We start from the raw sequence: 25,289 nt of genomic DNA, 5'->3' as shown, positions 1-25,289 counted from the left end.
TTGTAAGGGTATTTGGTGGCGGTACGTTTATTAATGCCGGTAAGAACAACAGTGTCAATGGTTTCGCCGGAGTGTTATATATAGGAAGAGAAGCGTCCAGTGATATCTCTTCAGATCCTTTATTACGCGGAGGGATGGACGTTGTTCATACATCCCGGGCAGCAGGGATCCAAGCTGTCGGGAATAGTACCGTAAAAAATGACGGTCAGATTATTATTGGTTCCGGCTTTGATGGCAGTCAGGCTATCAGCGTCAGTGGTACTAATGTTAATGTCACTGTTGGAGCGGATGGGGTTATCACCGACAACGGTAACTACCCTGTAGCTGAAGGTACTTCACCGCTACGTAATGCAGCAATTTACAGTAACGCCACCTCCGGTACCGTGAATAACGGCGGTACCATTAACCTTAACGGTGCCAACGGTGCCGGGCTGTATGTTTTCGGCGGTGGGCTTGCGTCCTCTTCCGGTACCATCAATGCCGGTGAGAGTCCCCTGTTTGCCACCACCGGTCTGCGTAACTACGGCATCTGGTCTACGGGTGATAACTCCCGGGCCACACTTACTGGCGCACTGAACCTGACGGGCGACGGCGCTGTCGGTGCCTATGCCGAAAACGGCGGTAACGTCACCATTTCCGGCAACGGGGCGGTGAACTTTAATAATGGCACTAACCAGCTCGGTTATTACGTTTACGGCCCAACAGCCTCCATAATCAACTATGGTACTGGTGCGCAGGATGTCAGCACTGAAGACTCCGTACTGTTCCGCGTTGATGGCGGGGCGGACTTTACCGGTGGTGCCGGCGCGGCGTCGGTACTGACGGCTTCCGGCGCGGGGTCAACCACCGTGGTCGCCAACGGTCAGGATACGGCCAGCGGCAATGTCTCTGCCTTTAACTCCGGCGGCATGACCCTTAACCTGTCCGGGCAGGATGCCACCGGTGTGGTTATCCAGGGCGGCGCGCAGGGCAAGATCACGTCGAATGCCACCCTCAACATGACCGCCAACGGCGCGGTGGCAGGGATTGCCGACGGCCAGGGCTATGATATCAACGGCAAGGCGCTGGGTACTCCGGTTGCGGGTGTACTGGCGAACGCAGCACTGGCAGCGGGTGCCGCAGGCTTCGGTACCGGCACCCTGCTGGTGACGGAAGCGGCGCTGAACTCGGCGCTGGATGCGGTCACCGGTTACATTGCCCGTAACGGGGCGGAAGTCAGCAACGCCGGGAACATTGTGTTCACCGGTGAAGATACCACGGGTCTGCTGGTCGAAGCTGGTGCCCGCGGGGACAACATCGGTAGTATCACCGTCGGGCAGGCGGCACCGGTATCGTGGCGCAGGATGCGACCGGCACCAATACCACCGTGGTCAACACCTCGGGGAATATTGTGCTGAACGGTGGCAATGTCGCTAACCGCACCACCGGGATTATCGCCAGCGGCGCGAATACCACCGTGAATATGACCGGCGGCACCGTGACCCTCAACGGCGACGGCGCCACCGGCGTACGTGCCTCTGACGGGGCGACAGTGAACCTGTCCGGTACCGCCACGCCGGACTTCTCTGACACCGCAACAGACCAGATACTGTTTGCACTGTCCGGTACGGGCTCCACCATCAATACGAATGTCCCGACCGGTACGGTGCTGGATGCGTCCGGCGAGCGTTCCACCCTGTTCCGTCTCGAAGACGGTGCGGCGATAGATGGCGACATTCAGGTGGCGGCCAGCGGGAAGAACGCCACCGCGCTGTACGCCACCGGTGAAGACACCACGGCGGTTATCGGCAACGGTAGTACCCTAGATATCAGCGGTGCTGGTGCCACGGGCGTGATTTCGTCCGGTGGTGCCTCCGCCACCACTGAGAGTGGTGCCACCCTTGACCTGACCGGTACTGGCGCGACGGCCGGTATTGTTGATGGCAACACCTACGGCGCTGACGGTTCGCTGACAGAGACCAGCACCGGGGCTGAACTGCTTAACGAGGCCACCATCAACTCTGCCGTGGACAGTGCCACCGCCTTTATTGCGAAAAATGGAGGAACGCTGGAAAACAGCGGCGATATCGTGCTCACCGGCAGTAACTCCACGGCCGTCAGGGTGCTCGGCGGTGAGGTCGACAACAGCGGCAATATCACCGCTAACGGTACCGCACTGTATGTCGGTGCCGGTGACCAGGGGCAGGCCTCTTCGGTGACCAACAGCGGAACCGTGCTGGCAACGGACGGGACTGCAGCCATCAACCTGGCCGCCGGGGCGCTGAACCTGGTCGGCAGCGGCGTGGGCACGGTTGAAGCCCGCGGCACGGCTGATGGTGTGCTGGTAAGCACCGGTGCCACCGGGCTTGATGTGAACGGGGCACACATCATCGTTAACGCGGCAGGTGCCACGGGGAACGGTATCGAGAACGCCGGTAACCTGACCGACCTGCAACTGACGAACACCACCATTGACGTGGCGAACGGTGCCGGGGTGCGTACCTCGGTGACCATCGACAAAACCAACAGCGGTCTCATCACCGTCAGCGGTAACGGTGAGGGGATTGCATTCGAAAACGCTGACGGCAGCGCCACCACCGGGAATTTTGACATTTCCGGCTCCTCCGGCCTGACCATTAACGTCACCGGCGCGGGCGGTACCGGGATTTATGCCAACACCACCGGCACTGTGGACACGGCGGCGTACGTCACCGTGGGCAACGCGGCGGGCGGCCCTGCCCTGAAACTGGGCAGCGGCGTCACGTCTGCCACCAACCGCGGCATACTGGAATCGGCCAGTGCCACGGCCTCCACGGTTGACACGGCGAACGCCACCACCTTCACCAACGCGGACACCGGGGTGATTACCGCCTCCGCCGCCGGCACACCGACGCTGGCGATGAGCGCGGCAAATGCCACGATGAACAACGCCGGGCTGATTAACGGTGACGTGGTGATGAACGGGGCGAACGCCACGGTGAACAACACCGGCACCGTCAGTAACAACATCATCACAAGCAGCGGCAATAACGCGGTGACGGTGGACGACGGTATCGTGGGCGGCAACATTGCGCTCAACGGCAGCGGCACCAACACCGTCCTGCTGACAAACGGAGCGGATGTGAACACCGTCAGCGGCTCTGCGGGTGTGGATACGGTCACCGTACTGGGCAACGGCAACACCTTTAACGCCCTGAACGGCGGTAGCGGTAACGCCACTGTGTTCTTTAAGGGGGTGACTGAAGGCTTCACCATGGACGGCACCGGTACGCAAATCAACAACTACAACCTGGTGAACCTGCGTGAGGCGTCCCTGTTCACGCTGAATAGTGGTTATGCGCTGGGCGGTAAACCCACCGGTGGCGCAGCGTTTGATATCGATGCCACCTCGGTTCTGGCGGTGAACAGTCCCGTTGACCGCACCTTCACCAACAGACTGACCGGCACCGGAACCATGGCGGTGAATGCCAGCGGGGCGGCGTTTAACTTTGCCACCACCACCGGCAGCACCTTCGCCGGGACCGTGGACCTGAGCAACGCGACCCTGTCCCTTGACAGTGTGAATACCACGGCCATGACGAATGCCACCCTGAACGTGAACACCGGCAGCTTCACCACCGTGGGTAACGGTGAACAGGCGATTGGCGGGCTCAGCTTTGAGGGCGGCTATATGGCCTTTAACGCCACCGCGCCGCATGACATCGTGGCCGCCAGCCATGTGACGGTGAACACGCTGGATGCCTCAGGCAGCGGCACGGTACAGGTGAACATTCCCGACCCGTATGTACCGGAAATAGCGACGGACACCACCTCGTCCCTGATGACCCAGGATGACGCCAACGTTGGTGTACAACTGGTCAGCGCAGCGAACGTCACCGGCAGCGGGGGTAACCTGACACTTGTGGACCAGTACGGCCTCGACATCCCGGCTGCGATGCAGGTCGATATTGCCCAGGGCGGGAACACCGTGGCGAAAGGTACCTACGATTACCGCCTGACCACCGCACCCGGTGACGGCCTGTACGTGAACTACGGCCTGACAGAGCTTGAGTTGCTGCAGGACCAGACCCTGACCCTTGCCGGAACCCCGGGAGCCACCGGCGCGGCGGCGGACCAGTCCGCCCGCATCACCGGCAGCGGTAATCTGGCTGTCAGCACCACCGGCAGCGACGTGCTGTCGCTGTCAAACAGCAGCAACGATTACACCGGTAATACCACCGTGGTGAGCGGGACCCTGCGTACTGACGTGGACGGCGCGCTGGGCGACACCGCAAAACTGGCGATTAACAGCGACGCGAAAGCGGACCTGAACGGCACCGCCCAGACCGCAGGCGAGCTGGCCGGCGATGTCAGTTCAGTCCTTGATGTTAACGGCGGCTCGCTGAGCCTAGCAAACGGCGGCTACAGCAATGGCAGCCTGACCGGCAGCGGTAAGCTGAACGTGGACGGCGGCGTGCTGGCCATCGACGGTGCCAACAGCAACCTGAGCGCCACCACCACCATCAGCAGCGGTGCGGAAGTCGTCATCAACGATGCTCAGGGTGCGGGTACCGGGGCCATCGCCGATGAAGGGACCCTGACGCTGGACGGTGCAACCGGCACACTGGCAAATAATATCAGCGGTACTGGTCATGTTGACGCGACTAACACCACAAACGCCGCCGTCACCGGTGACAACAGCGGCTTCAGCGGCCTGTTTAACATTGATGACGGCAGCAACCTGACCGTCAACAAACAGAACCACCTCGGTACCGCATCCGTCAACGATAACGGTCTGCTGACCGTGAACACCGGCAGCGACTGGACACTCAGTAACAGTGTCAGCGGCAGCGGTGACCTGACCAAAGCCGGTACCGGCACCCTGACCCTAACACAGGACGCTGCGGCGTACACCGGCGCCACCAGCATTAACGCCGGTGAACTGGCGCTGGGCAGTGACGCGGACTCCGCCGTGGATATGGCGAGTGGTCTGGTGAACGTGCACAACGGAGGCACCTTCACCGGTTACGGCAGCACCGCCGGGGATGTGAACGTCATGCAGGGCGGTACCATGCAGATGACCGATTTTCTGGTCGGCGGCAGCCTGACCAACAGCGGCTCAGTCCTGCTGACCCGTGAAGACGGAACGCCGGGTAACACCCTGACGGTGAACGGCAACTACACCGGGAACAACGGTCTGCTGGCGCTCAACACCGTACTTGGCGATGACAGCTCAGTGACGGACAAACTGACGGTAGAGGGCGACACGGCTGGCAATACCCGTGTCAGCGTGACCAATACCGGCGGGACCGGTGCACAGACGGTGAACGGTATCGAGGTCATCCAGGTCGACGGCAACTCAGCGGGGAGCTTCGCCCTGACCACCGGGACCGTGGAAGCCGGGGCCTACGTCTATACCCTGGCGAAAGGGGCCGGAGCAGCGGCGAAGAACTGGTACCTGACCAGTAAATGGAAAGACAGCACACCGCCGCAGGATGAACCAGATCCGATTGACGTTGACCCGTCGGAACCGACACCACCGGTAGTCGATCCGACCGCCCCGGACGCGCTGCGCCCGGAAGCCGGCAGCTATATCAGCAATATCGCGGCAGCCAACACGCTGTTTCACCACCGCCTGCACGACCGTCTCGGTGAACCGCAGTACACCGATGCGCTGTATAACGGTGAGGAGAACGTCAGCAGCATGTGGATGCGCCACGTCGGCGGTCACGAACGTTCATCTTCCGGTGACGGCCAGCTGCAAACACAGAGCAACCGCTATGTGCTGCAGATTGGTGGCGACATCGCGCAGTGGAGTTCTGACGGACTGGACCGCTGGCACCTGGGCGTGATGGGCGGCTATGCGAACGAGCACAGCAACACCCGCAGCGACCGTGTTGGCTACGGCTCTGACGGACGCGTCAGCGGCTACAGCGCCGGTCTGTACGGCACCTGGTACCAGAACGATGCGGACAAAACCGGCATGTATGTGGACAGTTGGATGCTGTACAACTGGTTTGACAGCAGCGTGGAATCAGACCACCGGGACAGCGACAGCTACAAATCGAAAGGTCTGACCGCATCCGTCGAAGCGGGTTATACCCTGAAAGCCGGAGAGTTTTACGGCAGCGAGGGCACACTGAACACCTGGTATGTGCAGCCGCAGGCGCAGGTCACCTGGATGGGCGTGAAAGATGATGCGCATCGCCGTAAAGACGGAACCCGCATCGAAACACAGGGCGACGGCAATATTCAGACTCGCCTCGGGGTGAGAACGTATCTGAGCAGTCACCACAAAATGGATGACGGTAAACAGCGTACCTTCCAGCCATTCGTGGAAGTGAACTGGATCCACAATACGGAAACCTGGGGCGTGAAGATGGACGGGACAAAAGTCAGCCGCGATGGCGCGCGTAATCTGGGCGAAGTCCGCACCGGGGTGGAAGGCAAGCTGAACGACCATCTGAGCGTGTGGGGCAACGTGGGTGTGCAGATGGGCGATAAAGGCTACAGTGATACCCAGGGCATGGTGGGGGTAAAATACAGCTGGTAAGTCATGTGTCTGAAATAGGCGGAGCCGGGAAACCCGGCTCCGTTTTTCGTGAAATCACCGGAGCCGTAATCAGGAATATGCATTTATCAGGAAGAGAGATGATGTCAAAAACAAAGCAGGAATGGCTTTTCCAGTTAAGGAAATGTACCTGTCAGGCAACGCTGGATAAAGTCATCGAAAAAAATAACGATGAACTGACAGAAGATGAACTGGCGAATTTTTACGCAGCAGCCGACCACCGACTGGCGGAGATAATAACGAACACCCTGTATGACAAAGTGCCGGCAGCCGTATGGTCGCTGGTTCGTTAAAAAAGAGGTGGTTTTTTTATATCTTCCGGGCATCCTCTCGCTTCAAGCGAGCCTCATCCAGAGATATATCAGGATTAACACCGACAGGGAATTTTTTCTCATTTCAGGGAATATAACGGATAAAAAGCGAATTCAGTAGAGGTGTATTGACTTCGAAATGGCGCCCCCTACAGGATTCGAACCTGTGACCGACGGCTTAGAAGGCCGTTGCTCTATCCAGCTGAGCTAAGGGAGCATTGAACTGCAATGCGGGTGATACAAAACTGGTCGGTATTATACGTTCACAACCTTAGCGGTCAATGGCTTTCCTCTCAACTGCTTGAGTTATGAGCATCCCGTCTGTTTGCAGGGCAAATCCCCTTCAGATAACCCTCTAAAACAACGCCAATAGTAAGCGGTAACTGACAACCGCCTTCACTTCTGACAAAATAGCGCCATCCCCTTTGACGTGAAGTAACAGATGGAATCCTCTCTCTGATGGCAGCAAAGATTATTGACGGTAAAACGATTGCGCAGCAGGTGCGCTCTGAGGTTGCTCAAAAAGTTCAGGCGCGTATTGAGGCCGGGCGTCGAGCCCCTGGCCTGGCGGTAGTGCTGGTAGGCAGCAACCCGGCTTCGCAGATTTATGTGGCAAGCAAGCGTAAAGCCTGTGACGAAGTGGGATTCGTCTCCCGCTCGTATGACCTGCCGGAAACCACCAGCGAGGCGGAACTGCTTGAGCTGATTGATACGCTCAACGCCGACAACACTATCGACGGTATTCTGGTGCAGTTGCCACTTCCGGCAGGCATCGATAATGTCAAAGTGCTGGAACGAATTGATCCGGATAAAGACGTGGACGGTTTCCATCCTTACAACGTCGGTCGCCTGTGCCAGCGCGCCCCGCGTTTGCGCCCCTGCACGCCGCGCGGGATTGTCACCCTGCTCGAACGTTACAACATCGACCTCTATGGGCTGAATGCGGTCGTGATCGGTGCCTCTAACATCGTGGGTCGTCCCATGAGTATGGAACTGCTACTGGCCGGTTGCACCACTACGGTGACCCACCGCTTCACCAAAAATCTGCGTCATCACGTTGAGCATGCCGATCTGCTGATCGTTGCCGTCGGGAAACCGGGCTTTATTCCAGGTGAGTGGATCAAAGAAGGCGCTATCGTGGTTGATGTCGGCATCAACCGTCTGGAAAATGGCAAAGTCGTCGGCGACGTGGTATTTGAAGACGCTGCCGCACGTGCCTCGTACATTACGCCCGTACCGGGCGGAGTGGGGCCAATGACGGTCGCCACACTTATCGAAAACACGCTACAGGCGTGCGTTGAATATCACGATCCTCAGGACAATTAATATGGCAACCTTTTCTTTAGGCAAGCATCCTCACGTTGAACTGTGCGATTTGCTGAAACTGGAAGGCTGGAGTGAAAGCGGCGCCCAGGCGAAAATGGCGATTGCCGAAGGTCAGGTAAAAGTTGACGGCGCGGTAGAAACCCGCAAGCGCTGTAAAATCGTGGCCGGCCAAACCGTGAGTTTTGCCGGACAGACCATCACCGTAACAGCCTGAGCGGTCTGACACCTCAACCCGATCTCTCCTTCGGAGATGTCGGGTTGAGGCTCCCCTTCTCCTCCCCTGTCACCCTACGACCATAGCGGTTAATTATCGATCAACTTCAAAGAATCACGATTTCATTTGATGAAGCGTGAAATTTCAGTTGCGCAAAATCCACGCCTTCATCACGATAAGTAGAACGTTCTACTATAACGTTCTACTTACAATAACAGCGTCAATAAAAACGCTACTCGGGGGAATCAGCATGAGTCTGATATCAGGGTTTGTTAAATCGTTGTCTAAATTATCAATGATTGGTCGCGCTTTAATGCTGCCAATTTCACTACTTCCTGCTGCGGGCCTGCTGCTGGCCTTCGGAGATAAATTCCATCTGCCGCTGATGATGAACGCAGGCGGCGTTATCTTTGATAACCTGCCGATGTTGTTTGCTATCGGCTCTGCCGTCGGTCTCGCTTCAGAATCGGGTATTGCCGCGCTGTCGGCGGCGGTCTCCGTGTTTGTCACCAATATCACCATCAGTACGGTGCTGAGCATCACGCCGGAGATGGCCTCCCAGGGCGGCAAATACGCGATGGTGGTCGGAATCCCGACCCTGCAGATGGGCGTCTTTGGCGGTCTGATCTGCGGTATTCTCGCCGCCTGGTGTTACAACCGCTTTCACACCATGCAGTTGCCGGAATTCCTCGGTTTCTTCTCTGGTAAACGTTTTGTGGCCATCGCCACCGCGTTTCTCTCCTTCGTACTCGGTCTGCTGCTGCCCTACGTCTGGCAACATATTCAGTCCGGTATCGATGCGCTCTCGGTGGTGGTTAACGGCGATAATCAGGCGGTCTCAACCTTTATCTTTGGCCTGGTTGAACGCGCGCTGATCCCGCTCGGTTTACATCACATCTGGTATCCCTCTTTCTGGTATTCCTTTGGAGATTACACCACTCAGGCCGGCCAGGTGATCCACGGCGATCAGACCATCTGGTTCAAAATGCTGGAGGAAGGGGTCAAATCCTTCAGTAGCGATACCTATCAAAACGCCGGTAAGTTTATGCAGGGCGAGTTCCCGCTGATGCTGTTCGCGCTGCCTGCGGCATGTCTGGCGATGTATCACGAAGCACACACGAAGAATAAGAAAATTGCCGCCGGTATTCTGTTCTCGGCGGCGCTCACCTGCTTCCTGACAGGGATCACCGAGCCGGTTGAGTTCACCTTTATCTTCGTGGCACCGATTCTGTACGTCTTCAACGCCGTGATGGCGGGTCTGGCCTATATGACCATGTACCTGCTGCATGCGCATATTGCCAAATCGTTCTCCGCCGGTTTCATCGACTACCTGTCGTTTGGCATTCTGCCGTCCTTCAATGGTTATCAGACCAACTTCCTGAACGCCATTATCATCGGTGTGCCGATGGCGCTGATTTACTACTTTACCTTCCGCTTTGTCATTCGCCGTTTCGATATCAAAACGCCAGGTCGAACCGAAGTGACCGCCAATGCCAACGACAAGACGGATACGGAAATTGCCACTGAAATCATCGGCCTGCTGGGCGGTGCGCAAAATATCGACTCCGTCGGCTCCTGCATCACCCGTCTGCGTCTGGAAGTGGCGAAAAGCGACGTGGTCGATAAAGACGGTCTCAACGGCCTCGGCGCGCGCGGCGTGGTCTTTGTCGGCGACAACGGTATCCAGGTGATTTTCGGTGCCAGAGCACAGTTTATCGCCCAGACCATGTCCACGATGATCGGCAAATAATAAGATGTCTGAGTGACACGTCTCCTGTACGCTGGGAGACGTTGTTGTATCAGGCTGATAACCGGTAATTTTCAGGGAGCGATTTTGAAGAAAGTCAGCATTATTGATGTGGCAAAGCTGGCAGGCGTTTCGGTCTCAACCGTTTCGCTGGTGCTACGCCAGAAAGGGAAAATCTCAGAGGCAACCATTGAGAAGGTTCATGCCGCCATCAATACGCTTGGCTATGTCCATAACATCGCCGCGGCGAATCTTCGCGCTAACACCTCTAATTTGATCGGCCTGATCCTGCGCGATTTTAGCGACAGCTTTTCCATCAAGGTAATGGCAAGCATTGTTCAGGAACTGGAAAAAAACGGTTTTATGGTTTTTCTCGGCCAACCGCTTAACGATGGCGATCACCTGGAGCGCTGTCTGCTGTCGTTTAAGCAGCAGGGCGTCGCCGGGGTGATTTACCTCGCCTCTGATAATCGCGCCTCAACATTGCCAGAGAAAATCCGCCACTGCCCGCTACCGCTGGTGGTGGTGTCTCAGTCGCTACTGGAAGACAAATGCGATCTGGTGATGCGCGATAATCGCCAGGCCGCGAATCTGGCGACCCGCTACCTCATCGAGCGCGGGCACCGTAATATCGCCTATATCGGCGGTCAGGAAGGCTGCCACATTCGTGAGCAACGACTGCTGGGTTTTCGCAGCGCGATGACGCAGAACGGCCTGGTGTATCGCGAAGAGTCCGCACCAGCCTGTAGTGACGACACTCAGGCGGCGGGGCTCGCCACACGCCAGTTACTGGAAAAAAACAACACCTTCACCGCCCTGCTTTGCCATTCTCCCGCCGCGATGATTGGCTCGTTCTCCGGCATTCATCAGGTTGGACGCACGGTCGGGAAAGATGTTTTCCTCACGCAACAGGTTGCCCTGATTGGGTTCGAAGACATGCTCCACGTGAATCTGACCTCGCCGTCATTGACCTATGTTTCATCCGCCAGTGAAGAGACCGGACGCCAGGCGGCAGTCCTTATGATGCGCAAGCTGAAAGAGCCGGCGCTACAAATCCAGCGCATTACCCTTTCCGGTCAACTGGTTGTGCGCGAATCGGCGTAAATTCGGAATTCACCCGCCTCCTCTCCCCGCTTGCCACTGCTATATTGCTATGATTTGCCAGGGATAATGACAATGCCTACCGTTATCACGCACGCCGCCGTCCCGATTTGCCTTGGGCTGGGTCTGGGACTGAAAGTCATTCCTCCACGTTTACTGTTTGCCGGGATCGCGCTGGCAATGCTACCGGATGCCGACGTCCTTTCATTCAAACTCGGCGTGTCCTACGGGAACGTGTTCGAACACCGAGGGTTTACCCATTCTCTACTGTTTGCGTTGGTGGTTCCGCTGCTCTGCGTGTGGATGGGGCGGCGATGGTTTAAAGCCGGGTTAATGCGCTGCTGGTTGTTTTTGACGGTTTCGCTGCTGTCGCACAGTCTGCTGGACGCAATCACTACCGGCGGCAAAGGAGTTGGCTGGCTGTGGCCGTGGTCGGACGAGCGCTTTTTCGCACCATGGCAGGTGATAAAAGTCGCGCCGTTTGCCCTGTCGCGCTACACCACGCCGTATGGGCATCAGGTGATTATGTCCGAGTTACTGTGGGTGTGGTTGCCGGGTGTACTGCTGATGGGGATGCTGCGGTGGTACCGGAAGCATTGAATTGCCGGATAACGACGCAAAACGTTTTATCCGGCACGGCTCAGGTATGTTGTCGACCGGATAAGGCGTTAGCCGCCATCCGGCAAGAACGTTACTTACGACGCCAGGTCGTCCCCTGCGGGCCATCTTCCAGCACGATGCCCATTTCGTTCAGACGGTCACGCGCCGCATCCGCCGCCGCCCAGTCTTTGGCTTTACGGGCATCCAGGCGCTGTTGAATCAGCGCTTCAATTTCCGCGACTTCACCGTCATCCGCCTGCGCACCGCTTTGCAGAAACGCTTCCGGATCCTGCTCCAGCAGTCCCAGCACGCCAGAAATCTTACGCAGATGTGAGGCCATCGCGTTCGCGGCGGCCATGTCTTCGCCTTTCAGACGATTCACTTCGCGCGCCATGTCGAACAGTACGGAGTAGGCTTCCGGGGTGTTGAAATCGTCATTCATCGCCTCAACAAAGCGCGCTTCAAACGCCTCGCCACCGGCTGGCGCGACCGACGTATCCGTCCCGCGCAGCGCGGTGTACAAGCGCTCCAGCGCAGAACGCGCCTGCTTCAGGTTCTCTTCACTGTAGTTCAACTGGCTGCGATAGTGGCCGGACATCAGGAAGTAGCGCACGGTTTCCGCGTCGTAATACTTCAGCACGTCGCGTACGGTAAAGAAGTTACCCAGCGATTTGGACATCTTTTCGCGGTCAACCATCACCATCCCGGAGTGCATCCAGTAATTCACGTACTCACCGTCATGCGCACAGGTGGACTGGGCAATTTCGTTTTCGTGGTGCGGGAACATCAGATCAGAACCGCCGCCGTGGATATCAAAGTGATTACCCAGCTGTTTGCAGTTCATCGCGGAACATTCAATATGCCAGCCAGGACGGCCTGCGCCCCACGGTGACGGCCAGCTCGGCTCGCCCTCTTTGGACATTTTCCACAGCACGAAGTCCATCGGGTTACGTTTCACATCGACCACATCCACGCGCGCGCCGGCCTGCAGTTGGTCCAGATCCTGGCGCGACAACTGGCCGTAGTTTGGGTCGGTCGGGACATCGAACATCACATCGCCGTTATCCGCCACATAGGCGTGACCTTTAGCAATCAGCTGTTCAGTGATTTCAATGATTTCAGCGATATGGTGAGTCGCGCGCGGCTCCAGGTCCGGACGCAGAATATTTAGCGCATCAAAGTCGTTGTGCATTTCGGCGATCATACGATCCACCAGCGCGACAAAGCTTTCGCCATTTTCATTTGCGCGTTTAATGATTTTATCGTCGATATCGGTGATGTTACGCACGTACTTCAGCTTGTAGCCCAGAAAGCGCAGATAGCGCGCCACCACGTCAAACGCCACAAACGTACGGCCATGACCAATATGACAGAGATCGTAAACGGTAATACCACACACGTACATGCCGACTTCCCCGGCATGAATGGGTTTGAATTCCTCTTTTTGGCGCGTCAGTGTATTAAAGATTTTTAACATCGAAGATTCCGTGTAAGACGTGTGTGGATAACAAAGTCTGTATAATACCCATAATTCGGACGGGAAGCAGCACACTTTGCGAGGTGATCGCAGCGTGCGGTTATGCTATAACACCTCCCTAACTCTGACCCTTAGTTGGGTTAAAGCACTACTATATCGGAACAGGATGCAAAAATGGTTACTTTCCACACTAATCACGGCGATATCGTAATCAAAACGTTTGATGATAAAGCGCCTGAAACAGTTAAAAACTTCCTGGACTACTGCCGCGAAGGTTTTTACAACAACACCATTTTCCACCGTGTGATCAATGGTTTTATGATTCAGGGCGGCGGTTTTGAGCCTGGCATGAAACAGAAAGCCACCAAAGACGCTATCAAAAACGAAGCCAACAACGGTCTGAAAAACACCCGTGGTACGCTGGCAATGGCGCGTACTCAGGCTCCGCACTCTGCAACAGCGCAGTTCTTCATCAACGTTGCCGACAACGACTTCCTGAACTTCTCCGCCGAAAGCATGCAGGGCTGGGGCTACTGCGTCTTTGCGGAAGTGGTTGAAGGGATGGACGTGGTTGACAAAATCAAGGGTGTTTCTACCGGTCGCAGCGGCATGCACCAGGACGTACCGAAAGAAGACGTCATTATCGAAAACGTGACCGTCAGCGAGTAATCGTGACGACACTGTTTATTGCAGATCTTCATCTCTGCACGGAAGAACCGGCGATCACCGCCGGTTTTCTGCGTTTTTTAGCGGGTGAAGCCCGTCAGGCCGACGCATTGTATATCCTGGGCGACCTGTTCGAAGCGTGGATTGGCGATGACGATCCCAACCCGTTACATCGTGAAATCGCTGCCGCTATTAAAGCGGTTGTTGATTCCGGCGTCCCCTGTTTCTTTATTCACGGTAATCGTGACTTCCTGATTGGCAAACGCTTCGCCTGCGAAAGCGGCATGACGTTGCTCCCCCAGGAAAAAGTGCTCAATCTGTACGGTCGCCGGGTGCTTATCCTGCACGGCGATACGCTGTGCACCGATGACGCGGGTTATCAGGCATTTCGCGCAAAAGTCCATCAACGCTGGCTGCAAACGCTGTTCCTCGCCCTGCCGCTGTGTATTCGCAAACGCGTGGCCGCCCGAATGCGAGCCGACAGCAAAGCTGCTAACCGCAGCAAATCGCTGGAAATCATGGACGTCAACCCACATGCGGTGATCGCAGAGATGGAAAAACATCATGTCCAGTGGCTGATTCACGGCCATACTCACCGTCCTGATGTCCACCCGCTCACGGCTAATGGCGAACCCGCCTTTCGCGTCGTGTTAGGTGCCTGGCATACGGAAGGATCGATGGTTAAAGTCACGCCGGACGATGTGGAACTGATCGCTTTCCCGTTTTGAGAAAAACATTCTCATTATAAAATCATGATTCAGATCATTACTCTCTAAGTTTGGTTGGTTATGCTAAAACAAATTTAAAAAGTAAGGGCAATGATGAATATCGATCAAGATTTTATTCGTACAACTGTGCTTAGTTTTCATCGGAGCTTAATGAGGAATGGTTTTTTATGTGACCATTCCGAATTTTTACCTTTGAATGATAACTATGATGACGAAGTCTACCAAAAAATATATGCGTTAAAATACCTTCCCGCCTACTATTTTGAATATTGTATTTTAGCCAATTTGCTTCTAAAAAGGCTAAATAACAATAACGTAACCGACATAAACATTGCCTCTATGGGGTGTGGTTTATACCCCGATTACTTTGCCCTCCTTCATAATCTTACGGGCATCAACTTTAACTATTATGGTTACGATGTATGTCACTGGAAAACAAGACAACTGCTTCCACAAGGAAAAGACAACTTATATCTGACATCACGTGCTGTTAACCAAATCAGCTCGAAGACTCTGGGCAAATTTGATGTATTTATTTTTCCCAAATCACTTAAAGACATTGAACAGTCATCAGATATTCAACAACTTGCCCATGATATTGTAAAAACCAAGAAAAACAAACTCTACTTTCTCAACTCTTATATAAATACTTCTTTTGAGCAGTCAAGTACACATGTAGGTATTTTCAAAATTATTCATGAGGCATTAATAAATAATGGTTTTTCAACAATTGACAAGCATAATGTTACTCAATATATGGGGAACGCAGGCCAGGGCCTGAAAGCGCTAGACATTCATTTTGAATATCCACAGGAATGCCTGATGCTGTGCCTTGAAAAAGACGATAGCTGTAAGTGTAAAATAACTGATAACCCTATATTAACTAACAGATATCTTGACTACCAAATACTGGAATACTCGCGATGATCATTAGTGCCAGCCGTCGCACCGATATACCCGCTTTCTACAGCGAGTGGTTAATGAACCGCATTCGCGAGGGTTTTTTGCTGACCCGCAATCCCTTTAACTATCACCAGATCTCTCGGGTGTCATTGCGGCCTGAAGATGTTGATGCGATCGTATTCTGGACACGCAACCCGACGAAACTGCTTCCCTATATCGATGAGCTCACTGACATCGGTCACCGTTTTTATTTCCAGTTTACCCTCACCGGGTACCCGCGCTTGATTGAGTCTAAAACCTTAAATCCGCATAAAGCACTCGACGTATTCAAACGACTGTCAGCAAAAGTTGGCGCTGAAAAAGTCATCTGGCGCTATGACCCTATTTTGTTTTCAAATCTCCTTCCGTTTGACGAACATATTCGCCTGTTCAGTAAAATCGCCACCGAATTAGAAGGCTATACCCGGCGCGTCGTGATTAGCTTCGCTGATTTCTATCAAAAAACAGAAAAAAACCTGAAGGCGATTGATTCGCTCATTTACAGCGATATCACACAGAACCAGCCACTCTGCTTAGCGCTGTCGCAAAAATTGGCGGATATTGCCCGGCAACATGGGCTGGATATTTACTCCTGTGCAGAAGAAGTCAATCTTACCGGGCAGGGTATTCAACACGGTAAGTGTATTGATGAGGCGCTTATTAATGACTTGTTTGGCTTATTAATACCCAACAGCAAAGATACAGGTCAACGTGAGGCCTGTGGATGTGTCAAAAGTATAGACATCGGTGCCTACAACACCTGCCTGCATGGATGTCAATATTGCTACGCGACTTACAATCAACATCAAGCCAACAGCAATTTCAAAAAGCATGATCCACAGAGTCCCTTTTTGTCAGGGGGCACAGAGGGGGTTGATCCGCTTCTGTTAGAACCGGTACGTTTCCAGCGAAATCTCTTTTGACATCGCAGGAAGCCTTAAAATCCAGCTACGCAACCGTTTTCCTTGGCGTTGTATCGTGCTATTCTCTGTGGCCTCAAAAGCAGCGTGTCCCGCACCACAGGAGTTTTCAGACGCATGTCTTCCCGCAATAATCCGGCGCGTGTCGCCATCGTGATGGGGTCCAAAAGCGACTGGGCTACCATGCAGTTCGCCGCCGAAATCTTTGAAATCCTGGATGTCCCACATCACGTAGAAGTGGTTTCTGCCCACCGCACCCCCGATAAACTGTTTAGCTTTGCCGAAAGCGCCGAAGAGAGCGGCTATCAGGTAATTATTGCTGGCGCAGGTGGCGCTGCCCATCTTCCAGGTATGATTGCGGCGAAAACGCTGGTGCCGGTATTGGGCGTTCCGGTACAAAGCGCGGCGCTGAGCGGCGTCGATAGCCTGTACTCGATCGTGCAGATGCCGCGCGGTATTCCGGTCGGTACACTGGCAATTGGTAAAGCGGGCGCGGCTAACGCGGCGCTGCTGGCGGCGCAGATTCTGGCGACGCATGATAAGGCATTGCATCAGCGCCTGAACGACTGGCGCAAGGCGCAAACGGATGAGGTGCTGGAGAATCCGGATCCGCGAGGTGCGGCATGAAACAGGTTTGCGTACTGGGCAACGGGCAGTTAGGCCGGATGCTCCGTCAGGCCGGTGAACCGCTGGGTATCGCCGTCTGGCCGGTGGGGCTGGATGCGGAACCGGCTGCCGTGCCTTTTCAGCAAAGCGTGATTACCGCAGAAATCGAGCGCTGGCCGGAAACCGCGTTAACACGTGAACTGGCGCGTCATCCGGCTTTCGTTAACCGTGATGTATTCCCAATTATTGCTGATCGCCTGACGCAAAAACAGCTTTTCGATAAGCTCGGCCTGGCGACCGCGCCATGGCAGTTGCTGACCGACAAAAGCGAATGGCCTGCTGTCTTTCACCGTTTAGGCGAACTGGCGATCGTGAAACGTCGTGTCGGTGGTTATGACGGTCGTGGTCAGTGGCGTTTACGCGCCAGTGAAACCGATCAACTGCCTGACGACAACTACGGCGAATGCATCGTTGAGCAAGGCATTAATTTCTCGGGTGAAGTGTCGCTCGTTGGCGCACGCGCGCATGACGGCAGCACGGTGTTCTACCCGCTGACGCGTAACCTGCATCAGGACGGTATTCTGCGCACCAGCGTCGCCTTCCCTCGAGCCGACGCGAAGCAACAAGCGCAGGCCGAAGCCATGCTTTCGGCCATCATGCAGGAACTGGGTTACGTTGGCGTGATGGCGATGGAGTGCTTTGTTACGCCGGAAGGTCTGCTGATCAACGAACTGGCCCCGCGCGTGCACAACAGCGGTCACTGGACGCAAAACGGCGCCAGCATCAGCCAGTTTGAGCTGCATCTGCGGGCGATTACCGGCCTACCGCTGCCGTCACCGGTGGTGGACAGTCCGTCGGTAATGGTGAATCTGATTGGCAGCGATCTGAACTACGACTGGCTGAAACTGCCGTTAGTGCATCTGCACTGGTACGACAAAGAGGTGCGTCCGGGGCGTAAAGTGGGTCATCTGAATCTGACCGACAGCGATACCGCGCGCCTGAGCGCCACGCTGGAAGCCCTCGCGCCGCTGCTGCCGCCGGAATACGCCAGCGGTATCCTCTGGGCGCAAACTCAGCTCAAGTAAGCCTAAAATGCGGGGAAGTTTAACTTATACTTCCCCGCCCTCTCGTTCCGCGCGTAAAATCCCGTCCATTGCTGTTTGTCTTCTTCAGGATTTCTCATGAACGATGGAACGGACTATCGCGCGATCCTTATCGCCGATACGCCCTTAATCGATGTCCGCGCGCCGGTTGAATTTCAGCAGGGTGCCATACCGGGCGCGATAAATTTACCCTTAATGAATGATGACGAGCGTGCCGCCGTGGGTACCTGCTATAAACGCCAGGGGCCAGAAGCTGCACTTGAGCTCGGTCATCAACTGGTCTGCGGCGAGATTCGCCAGCAGCGTCTGGCTGCCTGGCGCAAAGCCTGCCAGCAACACCCGCAGGGCTATCTCTGCTGCGCCCGGGGCGGTCAGCGTTCGCACATTGTCCAGCAGTGGCTACGTGAATCCGGCGTGGATTACCCGTTGATCAACGGTGGCTACAAAGCGCTACGCCAGGCCGCGATTGCCGCCACGGAAGAACAGGTCCAAAAACCGATCGTGCTGATTGGCGGCTGTACCGGCAATGGCAAAACGCAACTGGTGCAAAAGCAGGAAAACGGGGTAGATCTTGAGGGATTAGCCCACCATCGCGGCTCCTCTTTTGGGCGCACGCTGGAACCCCAGCTCAGTCAGGCCAGTTTTGAAAATCTGCTGGCGGTGACGCTGCTCAAAAAGCAGGCCACGCGCTGGGTGCTGGAAGATGAAGGCCGTATGATCGGCGCTAACCATCTGCCGGAATGCCTGCGCGAACGCATGACGCAGGCCGCTATCGCCGTGATTGACGATCCGTTCGGGCGCCGTCTTGAGCGCCTGCGGGAAGAGTATTTCGTGCGGATGCATCATGATTTCACCCATGCGTATGGCGAAGAGCCGGGATGGCAGGAATACAGCAATTATCTGCATCATGGGCTTTCTGCAATTCAACGGCGTCTGGGTTTGCAGCGGTTTAATGAGTTAACCGCCAGGCTGGACGTGGCGCTGGAGGCACAGCGTCAGACCGGCAGCACCGAAGTGCATTTCAGTTGGTTAGTGCCGCTGCTGGAAGAATATTACGATCCGATGTATCGCTATCAACTGGAAAAGAAAGCCGGACAGATTGTCTTTCGTGGAACATTTGAAGAGGTTGAGGCGTGGTTGCGCGGTTGAAAAACGCCGGAGGGTGATGATTTGTAGGCCCGGTAAGCGTTAGCGTCACCGGGCACAGCATCAGACTCAGAAGTCGTAACGCAGACGCACCAGGTTCATATCACCCAGGTTATCGGTGCTGGAGGTAAAGACGTGTTCGTAATCAACACGGAAACCATAATCCAGCTGGAAACTGATACCCACGCCGTTGTCGGTACGCAGGTAGTTGCGACCATTCACGTATTCAATACGGTCACCCATGAAGTACGGCTGAACGGATTTCAACGCATACTGGTTGATTGGGAATGTATAGCCCGCAAAGTATTCCAGACCCCACGCATCACCGGCAAAGTAGTCGTTAACAGACACTTTTTTGGTGGTCATAAAGTTCTGGTACCAGCCGCCGCCCAGTGAGAAGGCCCAGTTATCCGGGGTCCAGCTCAGGGCAGTACCCACGATGTTCTGATCGTACGTTTTGCTGCCGTTACCGCGCATTTCCGCACGGGTGTAGTTCCACGCCGTACCCCAGCTCAGATCGTCAGTAATGTGATAATCCGCACCCAGTGAACCACCGCCTTTACGCTTGTAGTTCAGGCCATTATTCGGGTTGTAGTCGTCGCTGAACAGATAAGATGCGTAGAGATCAACATCACCAACCGTTTTCTTATATTTCAGCATTTTGCGGGAACGGTAAGAACCATCATAGTCGCCGTTAATCCCGTTACCCGGTGCCTGACCAATCATGTCGTAGTCCCAGATATCGGTTTTCGCACCGACCACATCGTAGTAGATGCTGTTCTGTTGACCGAAGGTCAGCGTACCCCAGGTATCGCTCTTCAGACCGGTGTACAGCATACGACGCGTGGTGTCATGCGCGCCGTCAGCATAGTGATTGTCCCAGTTGAACTGCGCCGGAATGTTAACGCCCAGCTCGTAGAAGCTGATCCAACTGATGTCATCAAACAGATAGTAATCTGCCGCGAAGCGGAAACGGGTACCGCCGTCGAAGCCATTACGTTTATAGCCATTTGCGCCGTCATCGCCCGTCATGTTCTGGAACTGAGGACGAATACTCCCGCCAACGGTAAAGTTGAGACGGCTCAGCGGATTACCCGCCTGCGGATCTTGTTTCAGAACGGTGATTTCCGCCTGAGAGGCGAAAGACGTCAATGCCACTGCTGCGCCGATCGATGCCGCCAGCGCTGTTGTTTTTATAGTCATTATTTTTCCTTGATAGATTTCCTGCTAATTATTCAGCGCTTGAATATTAACTGGTATTAACACTGACGTGTTGGCGGGTTTTTAATGATTTGTGCCGTTAAATAGCGAGGGGTTATCAATTTATGCTACTAAGAAAGTACGCGCCAGCATAAAAACCGGCGCGCCATTATCACGGGATTAAACAGTAAACTGACGGAACAACGCTTTCCCTTTCAGCAGACGGACACCGAGCCAGCCCCCGCAAAGAGAAAGTAAAAGCGCGCCGCAAAGAGGCAGGACAATCCACAAGCGCCAGTCAGGTTCCCACGGGAAGTCAAACACCTGCGTTTGCAGCACCGCCAACGCGGTTTCCGCGCCGATGGACGCCACCAGCCCGGAGACCAGCCCCAGCATGGCAAATTCACACCACAGCGTAGTGCGCAGGAGTTTTTTGCCCGCGCCTAACGTACGCCAGACTACCAGTTCCTGATGGCGCTGGCGCATGCCGACCTGCACCTGCGCCAGTAGCAACAGCATGCCGCAGGCGGTTACCAGCACAACCATGACCTCCAGCGCCCGGCTAACCTGCTCCAGCACCTGCCCTACCTGCTTAAGGATCGCGCCGATGTCTAACAGGCTAATCGTCGGGAACTCACGATTAAGTTGCGTCAGCATGCCGTTGCCGTTTTCCCAGCGGAAGCTGGTCAGCCAGCTTTGCGGCTGACCATCCAGCGCGCCGGACGGAAAGATAAAGAAAAAGTTAGGGCGCAGGCTTTCCCAGTCGACCCGGCGCAAACTGGTCACCTTCGCACTGAACGCCTGAGTGTCACCCATAAAAGTGACGCTGTCGCCGAGTGAAACGTTCAACCGTTTTGCCAGCCCCTCTTCCATCGATACCTCGCCTTTTTCTGGCGGCCAGTTACCGGCGGTGATGGGGTTGTGATCCGGACGGGTATCCTGCCAGGTCAGATTCAGCTCACGATTCAGAGACTCATCTTGTCCCCCTTCTGTCGGCGTGTTGTTTATCGCCGTCAACCGCGCCCGCACGATCGGGTAGAACGCTTCCGGGATCACCTGATGCTCGGAGAGAAATGCCTTCACCTGCGGCACCTGCTCCGGGGCAATGTTGATCAGAAAATAATTGGGACTTTCCGGCGGAAGCTGCTGCTGCCAGCGATCCAGCAGATCACCGCGTAAAACCAGCAGCAGCGCCAGTAGCATAAACGACAGCGAAAACGCTGACAGCTGGCTCAGCGTCGACCACGGCTGACGTAGCAGGCGACTGACCGCGAGGCGCAGCGGCAACGACGACAGCGTCATCCCACGCAGAACGTTCAGCAGCATCCAGCCCAACACGCCGCACAGCAGCGCCAGCACGACCGCCCCCGCCAGCACCGCCCACAGCAACGGACTGCCGCCCATTAACCCGGCCAGTAACACCACCACCACCACGGTCACGATCGGCAAATAGAATTTCAGCGGCCAGACGTTGGCCGCCACGTCACGACGCAAGACGCGCAGCGGCTGGGTAGCTAATAACAAGCGATAGGGACGCAAACCGACCAGCAGCGAGATCACCGTCATGGTGCCCAACGCCCAGATCCACGGCCAGAAACTGGCAGGCGGCAGCGCGGCGGGCAGCACCGGTTTAAGCAGTACCATTAGCATCTTTTCGAATAACAGGCCGATCGCCCCGCCCGTCACGGCGGAAAGCGCCAGTACCATCAGCCACTGCCCGACAATCAGTTTTCGCAGTTGTGCCCTGCCCGCACCGAGCGTTTTCAGAATCGCCACCAGATCATAACGACTGCGACAGTAGTGATTCATCGCCACCGCCACGGCAGCGACGGCCAGCAGCAGTGTTAACAGTGCCGAAAGAAGAAGAAATTGTTGCGAACGCTCCAGGGATTTGCCTAGCGCGCCGTCGTCCTGTTCAAGTCCGTACCAGCGATGTTCCGGCTTCAGCTGCGGTAGTAGCCACTTTTCATAGCCGTCAAGCTGTTGCGGCGTGCCACCAAATTTATAGCGCCACGTGACGCGACTGCCGGGCTGCACGGCACCGGTTTTCGCAACATCCGCTGTATTCATTAACAGACGCGGCGCCATCTGGAAGGGGTTAAAGCCGGAGTCTGGCTCCTGCACCACTTCCCCAGCAATGCGCAGCGTGGCGTCGCCGACATCAATAGTGTCGCCGATTTTCAGGTTCAGCAACGCCATCAGTCGCGGCGCCAACAGTACCGTTCCCTGCTGTGGCTTGAGCCCCGGCGGATTGGTTTCCAGCTCGCCGTACATCGGATAGATGTCATCGACCGCTTTGACGTTCGCCAGCTGTGGCGTATCGCCAGCAAAGGTCATGGTGGCAAAGGTCAGTTGTTCTCCGACCTTCAGACCGCGCTGACGCGCATCGTCAATCCACGCCTGCGGCACCTCGCGTGAGCTGCGCAGTGCCCGGTCCCCCGCCATGAACTCGCGGCTTTGCTGACTTAACCCTTTTTCCATCCGGTCGCTGATGTTGCCCAGCGCCAACACGCAGGCCACCGCCAGACTCAGCGCCAGCCAGACAATCAACAGCGACGGCGAGCGCCATTCGCGCCAGAACCAGCGTGCGATCATGCCTCCTCCTGCAACTGTCCATTCACCAGGCGCAGTCGTCGGTTGCAGCGCGCCGCCAGTTGCGGATCGTGAGTCACCAGAATCAGCGTGGTGCCGTGTTCGCGGTTAAGCGAAAAGAGCAGATCGGCAATTTTTTCACCGGTCTGCCGGTCGAGGTTCCCCGTTGGTTCATCGGCAAACAGGACGTCCGGGCGACCATTAAAAGCGCGCGCCAACGCCACGCGCTGCTGCTCACCACCGGAAAGCTGCGCCGGAAGATGGTCCAGACGCTTGCCCAGACCCAGTTGTTCCAGCAGGGCTTTCGCTCCCGCTTTACTTTGTCCGCTGTTTTCGCCGCGCAGTAGTGCGGGAAGTTCGACGTTTTCCAGTGCATTCAGCGTGGGAATCAACATAAATGACTGAAAGACAAAACCGACATGCTGTGCACGCAGTTGAGCCCGGGCCTCTTCATCCATCTGATGCAACGGTTTCCCCACCAGATTGACGGCGCCGTCGGTGCCATCGTCCAGTCCGGCGAGGATCGCCAGCAGCGTAGATTTCCCCGAACCCGACTCGCCAATCAGCGCAATGGTCTCGGCGCGTTTGACAACCAGGTCAACTCCGGTAAGGATGGAAAGCTCGTGCTCCCCCTGACCGACGGACTTCTTAAGATGATGAACTTCAACAATGTTTTCCGCTGGCATTTGCCTTTCCTGTTCCTGATCCTGTTTACCTGTCGGGCCGCTGCGGCTGACACGTTGTTAATCCTCGGCGACAGCCTGAGCGCCGGGTACCGAATGTCCGCCAGTGCCGCCTGGCCTGCACTGCTCAACGACAAATGGCAGAGCAAAACCACCGTGGTGAACGCCAGCATCAGCGGCGACACCTCCCAGCAAGCGCTGGCGCGCCTGCCTGCGCTACTCAAACAGCATCAACCGCGCTGGGTGCTGGTTGAGCTGGGCGGCAACGACGGGCTACGCGGCTTTGCGCCGCAACAGACCGAACAAACGCTGCGTACCATCGTGCAGGACGTGAAGGCGGCGAACGCCGAGCCGTTGCTGATGCAAATTCGCCTGCCCGCAAACTATGGCCGTCGGTATAATGAAACCTTTAGCGCGCTCTATCCAAAGCTCGCCAAAGAATTTGATATTCCTCTGTTACCCTTTTTTATGGAAGAGGTCTATCTAAAACCGCAGTGGATGCAGGATGATGGTATTCACCCTAACCGCGATGCCCAGCCGTTTATCGCTGACTGGATGGCGAAGCAGCTGAGTCCTTTAGTAAAACACGAGTCTTAATTCAACGGAGATCCTGACAGGTAAAGTTATGCAAAAATCGGTCTTAATAACAGGATGTTCCAGCGGTATCGGCCTGGAAAGCGCGCTTGAGCTGAAGCGTCAGGGTTTTCAGGTTCTCGCCGGCTGCCGCAAACCCGACGATGTCACGCGCATGAATAATATGGGATTCACCGGCGTATTGATCGACCTCGACTCGCCTGAGAGCGTGGATCGCGCCGCTGACGAGGTGATCGCCCTGACCGATAACTGCTTATACGGGATCTTTAACAATGCCGGGTACGGCGTCTACGGTCCGCTGCCCACCATCAGCCGCGCGCAGATGGAGCAGCAATTCTCCGCCAATTTCTTTGGCGCTCATCAGCTCACGATGCGTCTGTTACCGGCCATGCTGCCGCACGGCGAAGGTCGGATCGTGATGACCTCCTCGGTGATGGGGCTTATCTCCACACCCGGACGCGGCGCCTACGCGGCCAGTAAATACGCGCTGGAAGCCTGGTCAGATGCGTTACGCATGGAGCTACGTCACAGCGGAATTAAGGTCAGCCTGATTGAACCCGGCCCTATTCGCACGCGCTTTACGGAAAACGTTAACCAGACCCAGAACGACAAACCGGTGGAAAACCCCGGTATTGCCGCACGTTTTACGCTCGATCCTGAAGCCGTCGTCGCCAAAGTGCGCCATGCTTTTATCAGCGATAAACCCAAACTCCGCTATCCCGTCACGCTGGTAACCTGGGCCGTCATGCTGCTCAAACGTCTGCTGCCGGGACGCCTGATGGACAAAATTTTGCACGGATGAGT

The 25,289-nt window shown here is 55.7% G+C and carries 21 protein-coding genes and 1 tRNA gene; 17 read left to right on the top strand and 5 right to left on the bottom strand.

What is annotated here, in order from left to right; all coding sequences use genetic code 11:
- Nucleotides 1-134: 134 nt before the first annotated feature.
- The 3 genes from ACQ0PY_RS06590 (at nt 135) to hha (ending at nt 6,822) form a co-directional block, all read left to right on the top strand.
- Complete coding sequence (locus ACQ0PY_RS06590) at nt 135-1,397, top strand: hypothetical protein (RefSeq protein WP_166444201.1); 1,263 nt, start codon at nt 135-137, stop codon at nt 1,395-1,397.
- Entirely contained in the window at nt 1,334-6,511 is a 5,178-nt protein-coding gene (locus tag ACQ0PY_RS06585; RefSeq protein WP_109739970.1) for an autotransporter outer membrane beta-barrel domain-containing protein, read from the top strand. The genes ACQ0PY_RS06590 and ACQ0PY_RS06585 overlap by 64 nt, the downstream gene beginning before the upstream one ends.
- A gap of 101 nt (nt 6,512-6,612) precedes the next feature.
- A complete protein-coding gene (gene hha, locus ACQ0PY_RS06580) occupies nt 6,613-6,822 on the top strand; it encodes a hemolysin expression modulator Hha (protein WP_043001997.1) in 210 nt (69 codons plus the stop codon).
- Nucleotides 6,823-6,980: 158 nt separating this feature from the next.
- Here hha and ACQ0PY_RS06575 read toward each other — a convergent pair.
- Nucleotides 6,981-7,057, bottom strand: a tRNA-Arg gene (locus ACQ0PY_RS06575).
- Between the two features lie 242 nt (nt 7,058-7,299).
- Between ACQ0PY_RS06575 and folD the strand changes: the two genes are divergently transcribed.
- The 5 genes from folD to ACQ0PY_RS06550 all read left to right on the top strand — a co-directional run bounded on the left by folD (nt 7,300) and on the right by ACQ0PY_RS06550 (nt 11,828).
- The gene (folD, locus tag ACQ0PY_RS06570; RefSeq protein WP_043001513.1) at nt 7,300-8,166 is read left to right on the top strand and encodes a bifunctional methylenetetrahydrofolate dehydrogenase/methenyltetrahydrofolate cyclohydrolase FolD; all 867 of its coding nucleotides are present in this window, start codon (nt 7,300-7,302) and stop codon (nt 8,164-8,166) included.
- 1 nt (nt 8,167) lies between these two features.
- On the top strand, nt 8,168-8,380 hold the full coding sequence (ybcJ, locus tag ACQ0PY_RS06565) for a ribosome-associated protein YbcJ (protein WP_043001514.1): 213 nt from the start codon (nt 8,168-8,170) through the stop codon (nt 8,378-8,380).
- Nucleotides 8,381-8,630: 250 nt separating this feature from the next.
- Complete coding sequence (locus tag ACQ0PY_RS06560) at nt 8,631-10,130, top strand: PTS transporter subunit EIIC (RefSeq protein WP_043001515.1); 1,500 nt, start codon at nt 8,631-8,633, stop codon at nt 10,128-10,130.
- An 84-nt stretch (nt 10,131-10,214) separates the two neighbouring features.
- On the top strand, nt 10,215-11,231 hold the full coding sequence (gene malI / locus ACQ0PY_RS06555) for a Mal regulon transcriptional regulator MalI (RefSeq protein WP_043001516.1): 1,017 nt from the start codon (nt 10,215-10,217) through the stop codon (nt 11,229-11,231).
- Nucleotides 11,232-11,303: 72 nt separating this feature from the next.
- Nucleotides 11,304-11,828 carry a metal-dependent hydrolase gene (locus tag ACQ0PY_RS06550; protein WP_109739969.1) on the top strand — a complete coding sequence of 175 codons (525 nt, stop codon included), beginning with the start codon at nt 11,304-11,306 and terminating at the stop codon, nt 11,826-11,828.
- A 91-nt stretch (nt 11,829-11,919) separates the two neighbouring features.
- Here the strand turns inward: ACQ0PY_RS06550 and cysS are convergent, their stop codons facing one another.
- Complete coding sequence (gene cysS, locus ACQ0PY_RS06545; RefSeq protein ID WP_043001518.1) at nt 11,920-13,305, bottom strand: cysteine--tRNA ligase; 1,386 nt, start codon at nt 13,303-13,305, stop codon at nt 11,920-11,922.
- A gap of 174 nt (nt 13,306-13,479) precedes the next feature.
- Here cysS and ppiB point away from each other — a divergent pair, with 174 nt between their 5' ends.
- The 7 genes from ppiB to mnmH all read left to right on the top strand — a co-directional run bounded on the left by ppiB (nt 13,480) and on the right by mnmH (nt 19,419).
- Complete coding sequence (gene ppiB, locus ACQ0PY_RS06540; RefSeq protein ID WP_042324369.1) at nt 13,480-13,974, top strand: peptidylprolyl isomerase B; 495 nt, start codon at nt 13,480-13,482, stop codon at nt 13,972-13,974.
- A 2-nt stretch (nt 13,975-13,976) separates the two neighbouring features.
- Entirely contained in the window at nt 13,977-14,699 is a 723-nt protein-coding gene (lpxH, locus tag ACQ0PY_RS06535) for a UDP-2,3-diacylglucosamine diphosphatase (protein ID WP_043001519.1), read from the top strand.
- Nucleotides 14,700-14,789: 90 nt separating this feature from the next.
- The gene (locus ACQ0PY_RS06530; protein WP_150547064.1) at nt 14,790-15,626 is read left to right on the top strand and encodes a hypothetical protein; all 837 of its coding nucleotides are present in this window, start codon (nt 14,790-14,792) and stop codon (nt 15,624-15,626) included.
- On the top strand, nt 15,623-16,564 hold the full coding sequence (locus tag ACQ0PY_RS06525; protein ID WP_044256710.1) for a DUF1848 domain-containing protein: 942 nt from the start codon (nt 15,623-15,625) through the stop codon (nt 16,562-16,564). The genes ACQ0PY_RS06530 and ACQ0PY_RS06525 overlap by 4 nt, the downstream gene beginning before the upstream one ends.
- Before the next feature lie 114 nt (nt 16,565-16,678).
- Nucleotides 16,679-17,188, top strand: coding sequence for a 5-(carboxyamino)imidazole ribonucleotide mutase (purE, locus tag ACQ0PY_RS06520; RefSeq protein ID WP_109739967.1), 510 nt, complete (start codon nt 16,679-16,681; stop codon nt 17,186-17,188).
- Nucleotides 17,185-18,252: a 5-(carboxyamino)imidazole ribonucleotide synthase gene (gene purK / locus ACQ0PY_RS06515; RefSeq protein WP_044256713.1), complete on the top strand. Its 1,068-nt coding sequence runs from the start codon at nt 17,185-17,187 to the stop codon at nt 18,250-18,252. The genes purE and purK overlap by 4 nt, the downstream gene beginning before the upstream one ends.
- Nucleotides 18,253-18,348: 96 nt before the next feature.
- Nucleotides 18,349-19,419 carry a tRNA 2-selenouridine(34) synthase MnmH gene (mnmH, locus tag ACQ0PY_RS06510; protein ID WP_109739966.1) on the top strand — a complete coding sequence of 357 codons (1,071 nt, stop codon included), beginning with the start codon at nt 18,349-18,351 and terminating at the stop codon, nt 19,417-19,419.
- 66 nt (nt 19,420-19,485) lie between these two features.
- Here mnmH and ACQ0PY_RS06505 read toward each other — a convergent pair whose 3' ends face one another.
- The 3 genes from ACQ0PY_RS06505 to ybbA form a co-directional block, all read right to left on the bottom strand.
- The gene (locus tag ACQ0PY_RS06505; protein WP_109739965.1) at nt 19,486-20,619 is read right to left on the bottom strand and encodes a porin; all 1,134 of its coding nucleotides are present in this window, start codon (nt 20,617-20,619) and stop codon (nt 19,486-19,488) included.
- Nucleotides 20,620-20,796: 177 nt separating this feature from the next.
- A complete protein-coding gene (gene ybbP, locus ACQ0PY_RS06500; protein ID WP_044265283.1) occupies nt 20,797-23,211 on the bottom strand; it encodes a putative ABC transporter permease subunit YbbP in 2,415 nt (804 codons plus the stop codon).
- Nucleotides 23,208-23,894 (bottom strand): putative ABC transporter ATP-binding protein YbbA, encoded by a 687-nt coding sequence (gene ybbA / locus ACQ0PY_RS06495; protein ID WP_044259018.1) that lies wholly within the window; start codon nt 23,892-23,894, stop codon nt 23,208-23,210. Before ybbA ends, ybbP begins: the two co-directional genes overlap by 4 nt.
- Here ybbA and tesA point away from each other — a divergent pair.
- Nucleotides 23,862-24,488 (top strand): multifunctional acyl-CoA thioesterase I/protease I/lysophospholipase L1, encoded by a 627-nt coding sequence (gene tesA / locus ACQ0PY_RS06490; RefSeq protein WP_125339513.1) that lies wholly within the window; start codon nt 23,862-23,864, stop codon nt 24,486-24,488. The genes ybbA and tesA overlap by 33 nt on opposite strands.
- A 28-nt stretch (nt 24,489-24,516) precedes the next feature.
- The gene (gene ybbO / locus ACQ0PY_RS06485; RefSeq protein ID WP_043001525.1) at nt 24,517-25,287 is read left to right on the top strand and encodes an NADP(+)-dependent aldehyde reductase; all 771 of its coding nucleotides are present in this window, start codon (nt 24,517-24,519) and stop codon (nt 25,285-25,287) included.
- The last annotated feature ends 2 nt before the right edge of the window (nt 25,288-25,289 follow it).

Source organism: Citrobacter sp. LST-B2 (genome assembly GCF_057983045.1).
This window is presented reverse-complemented; position numbering and strand designations above follow the sequence as displayed.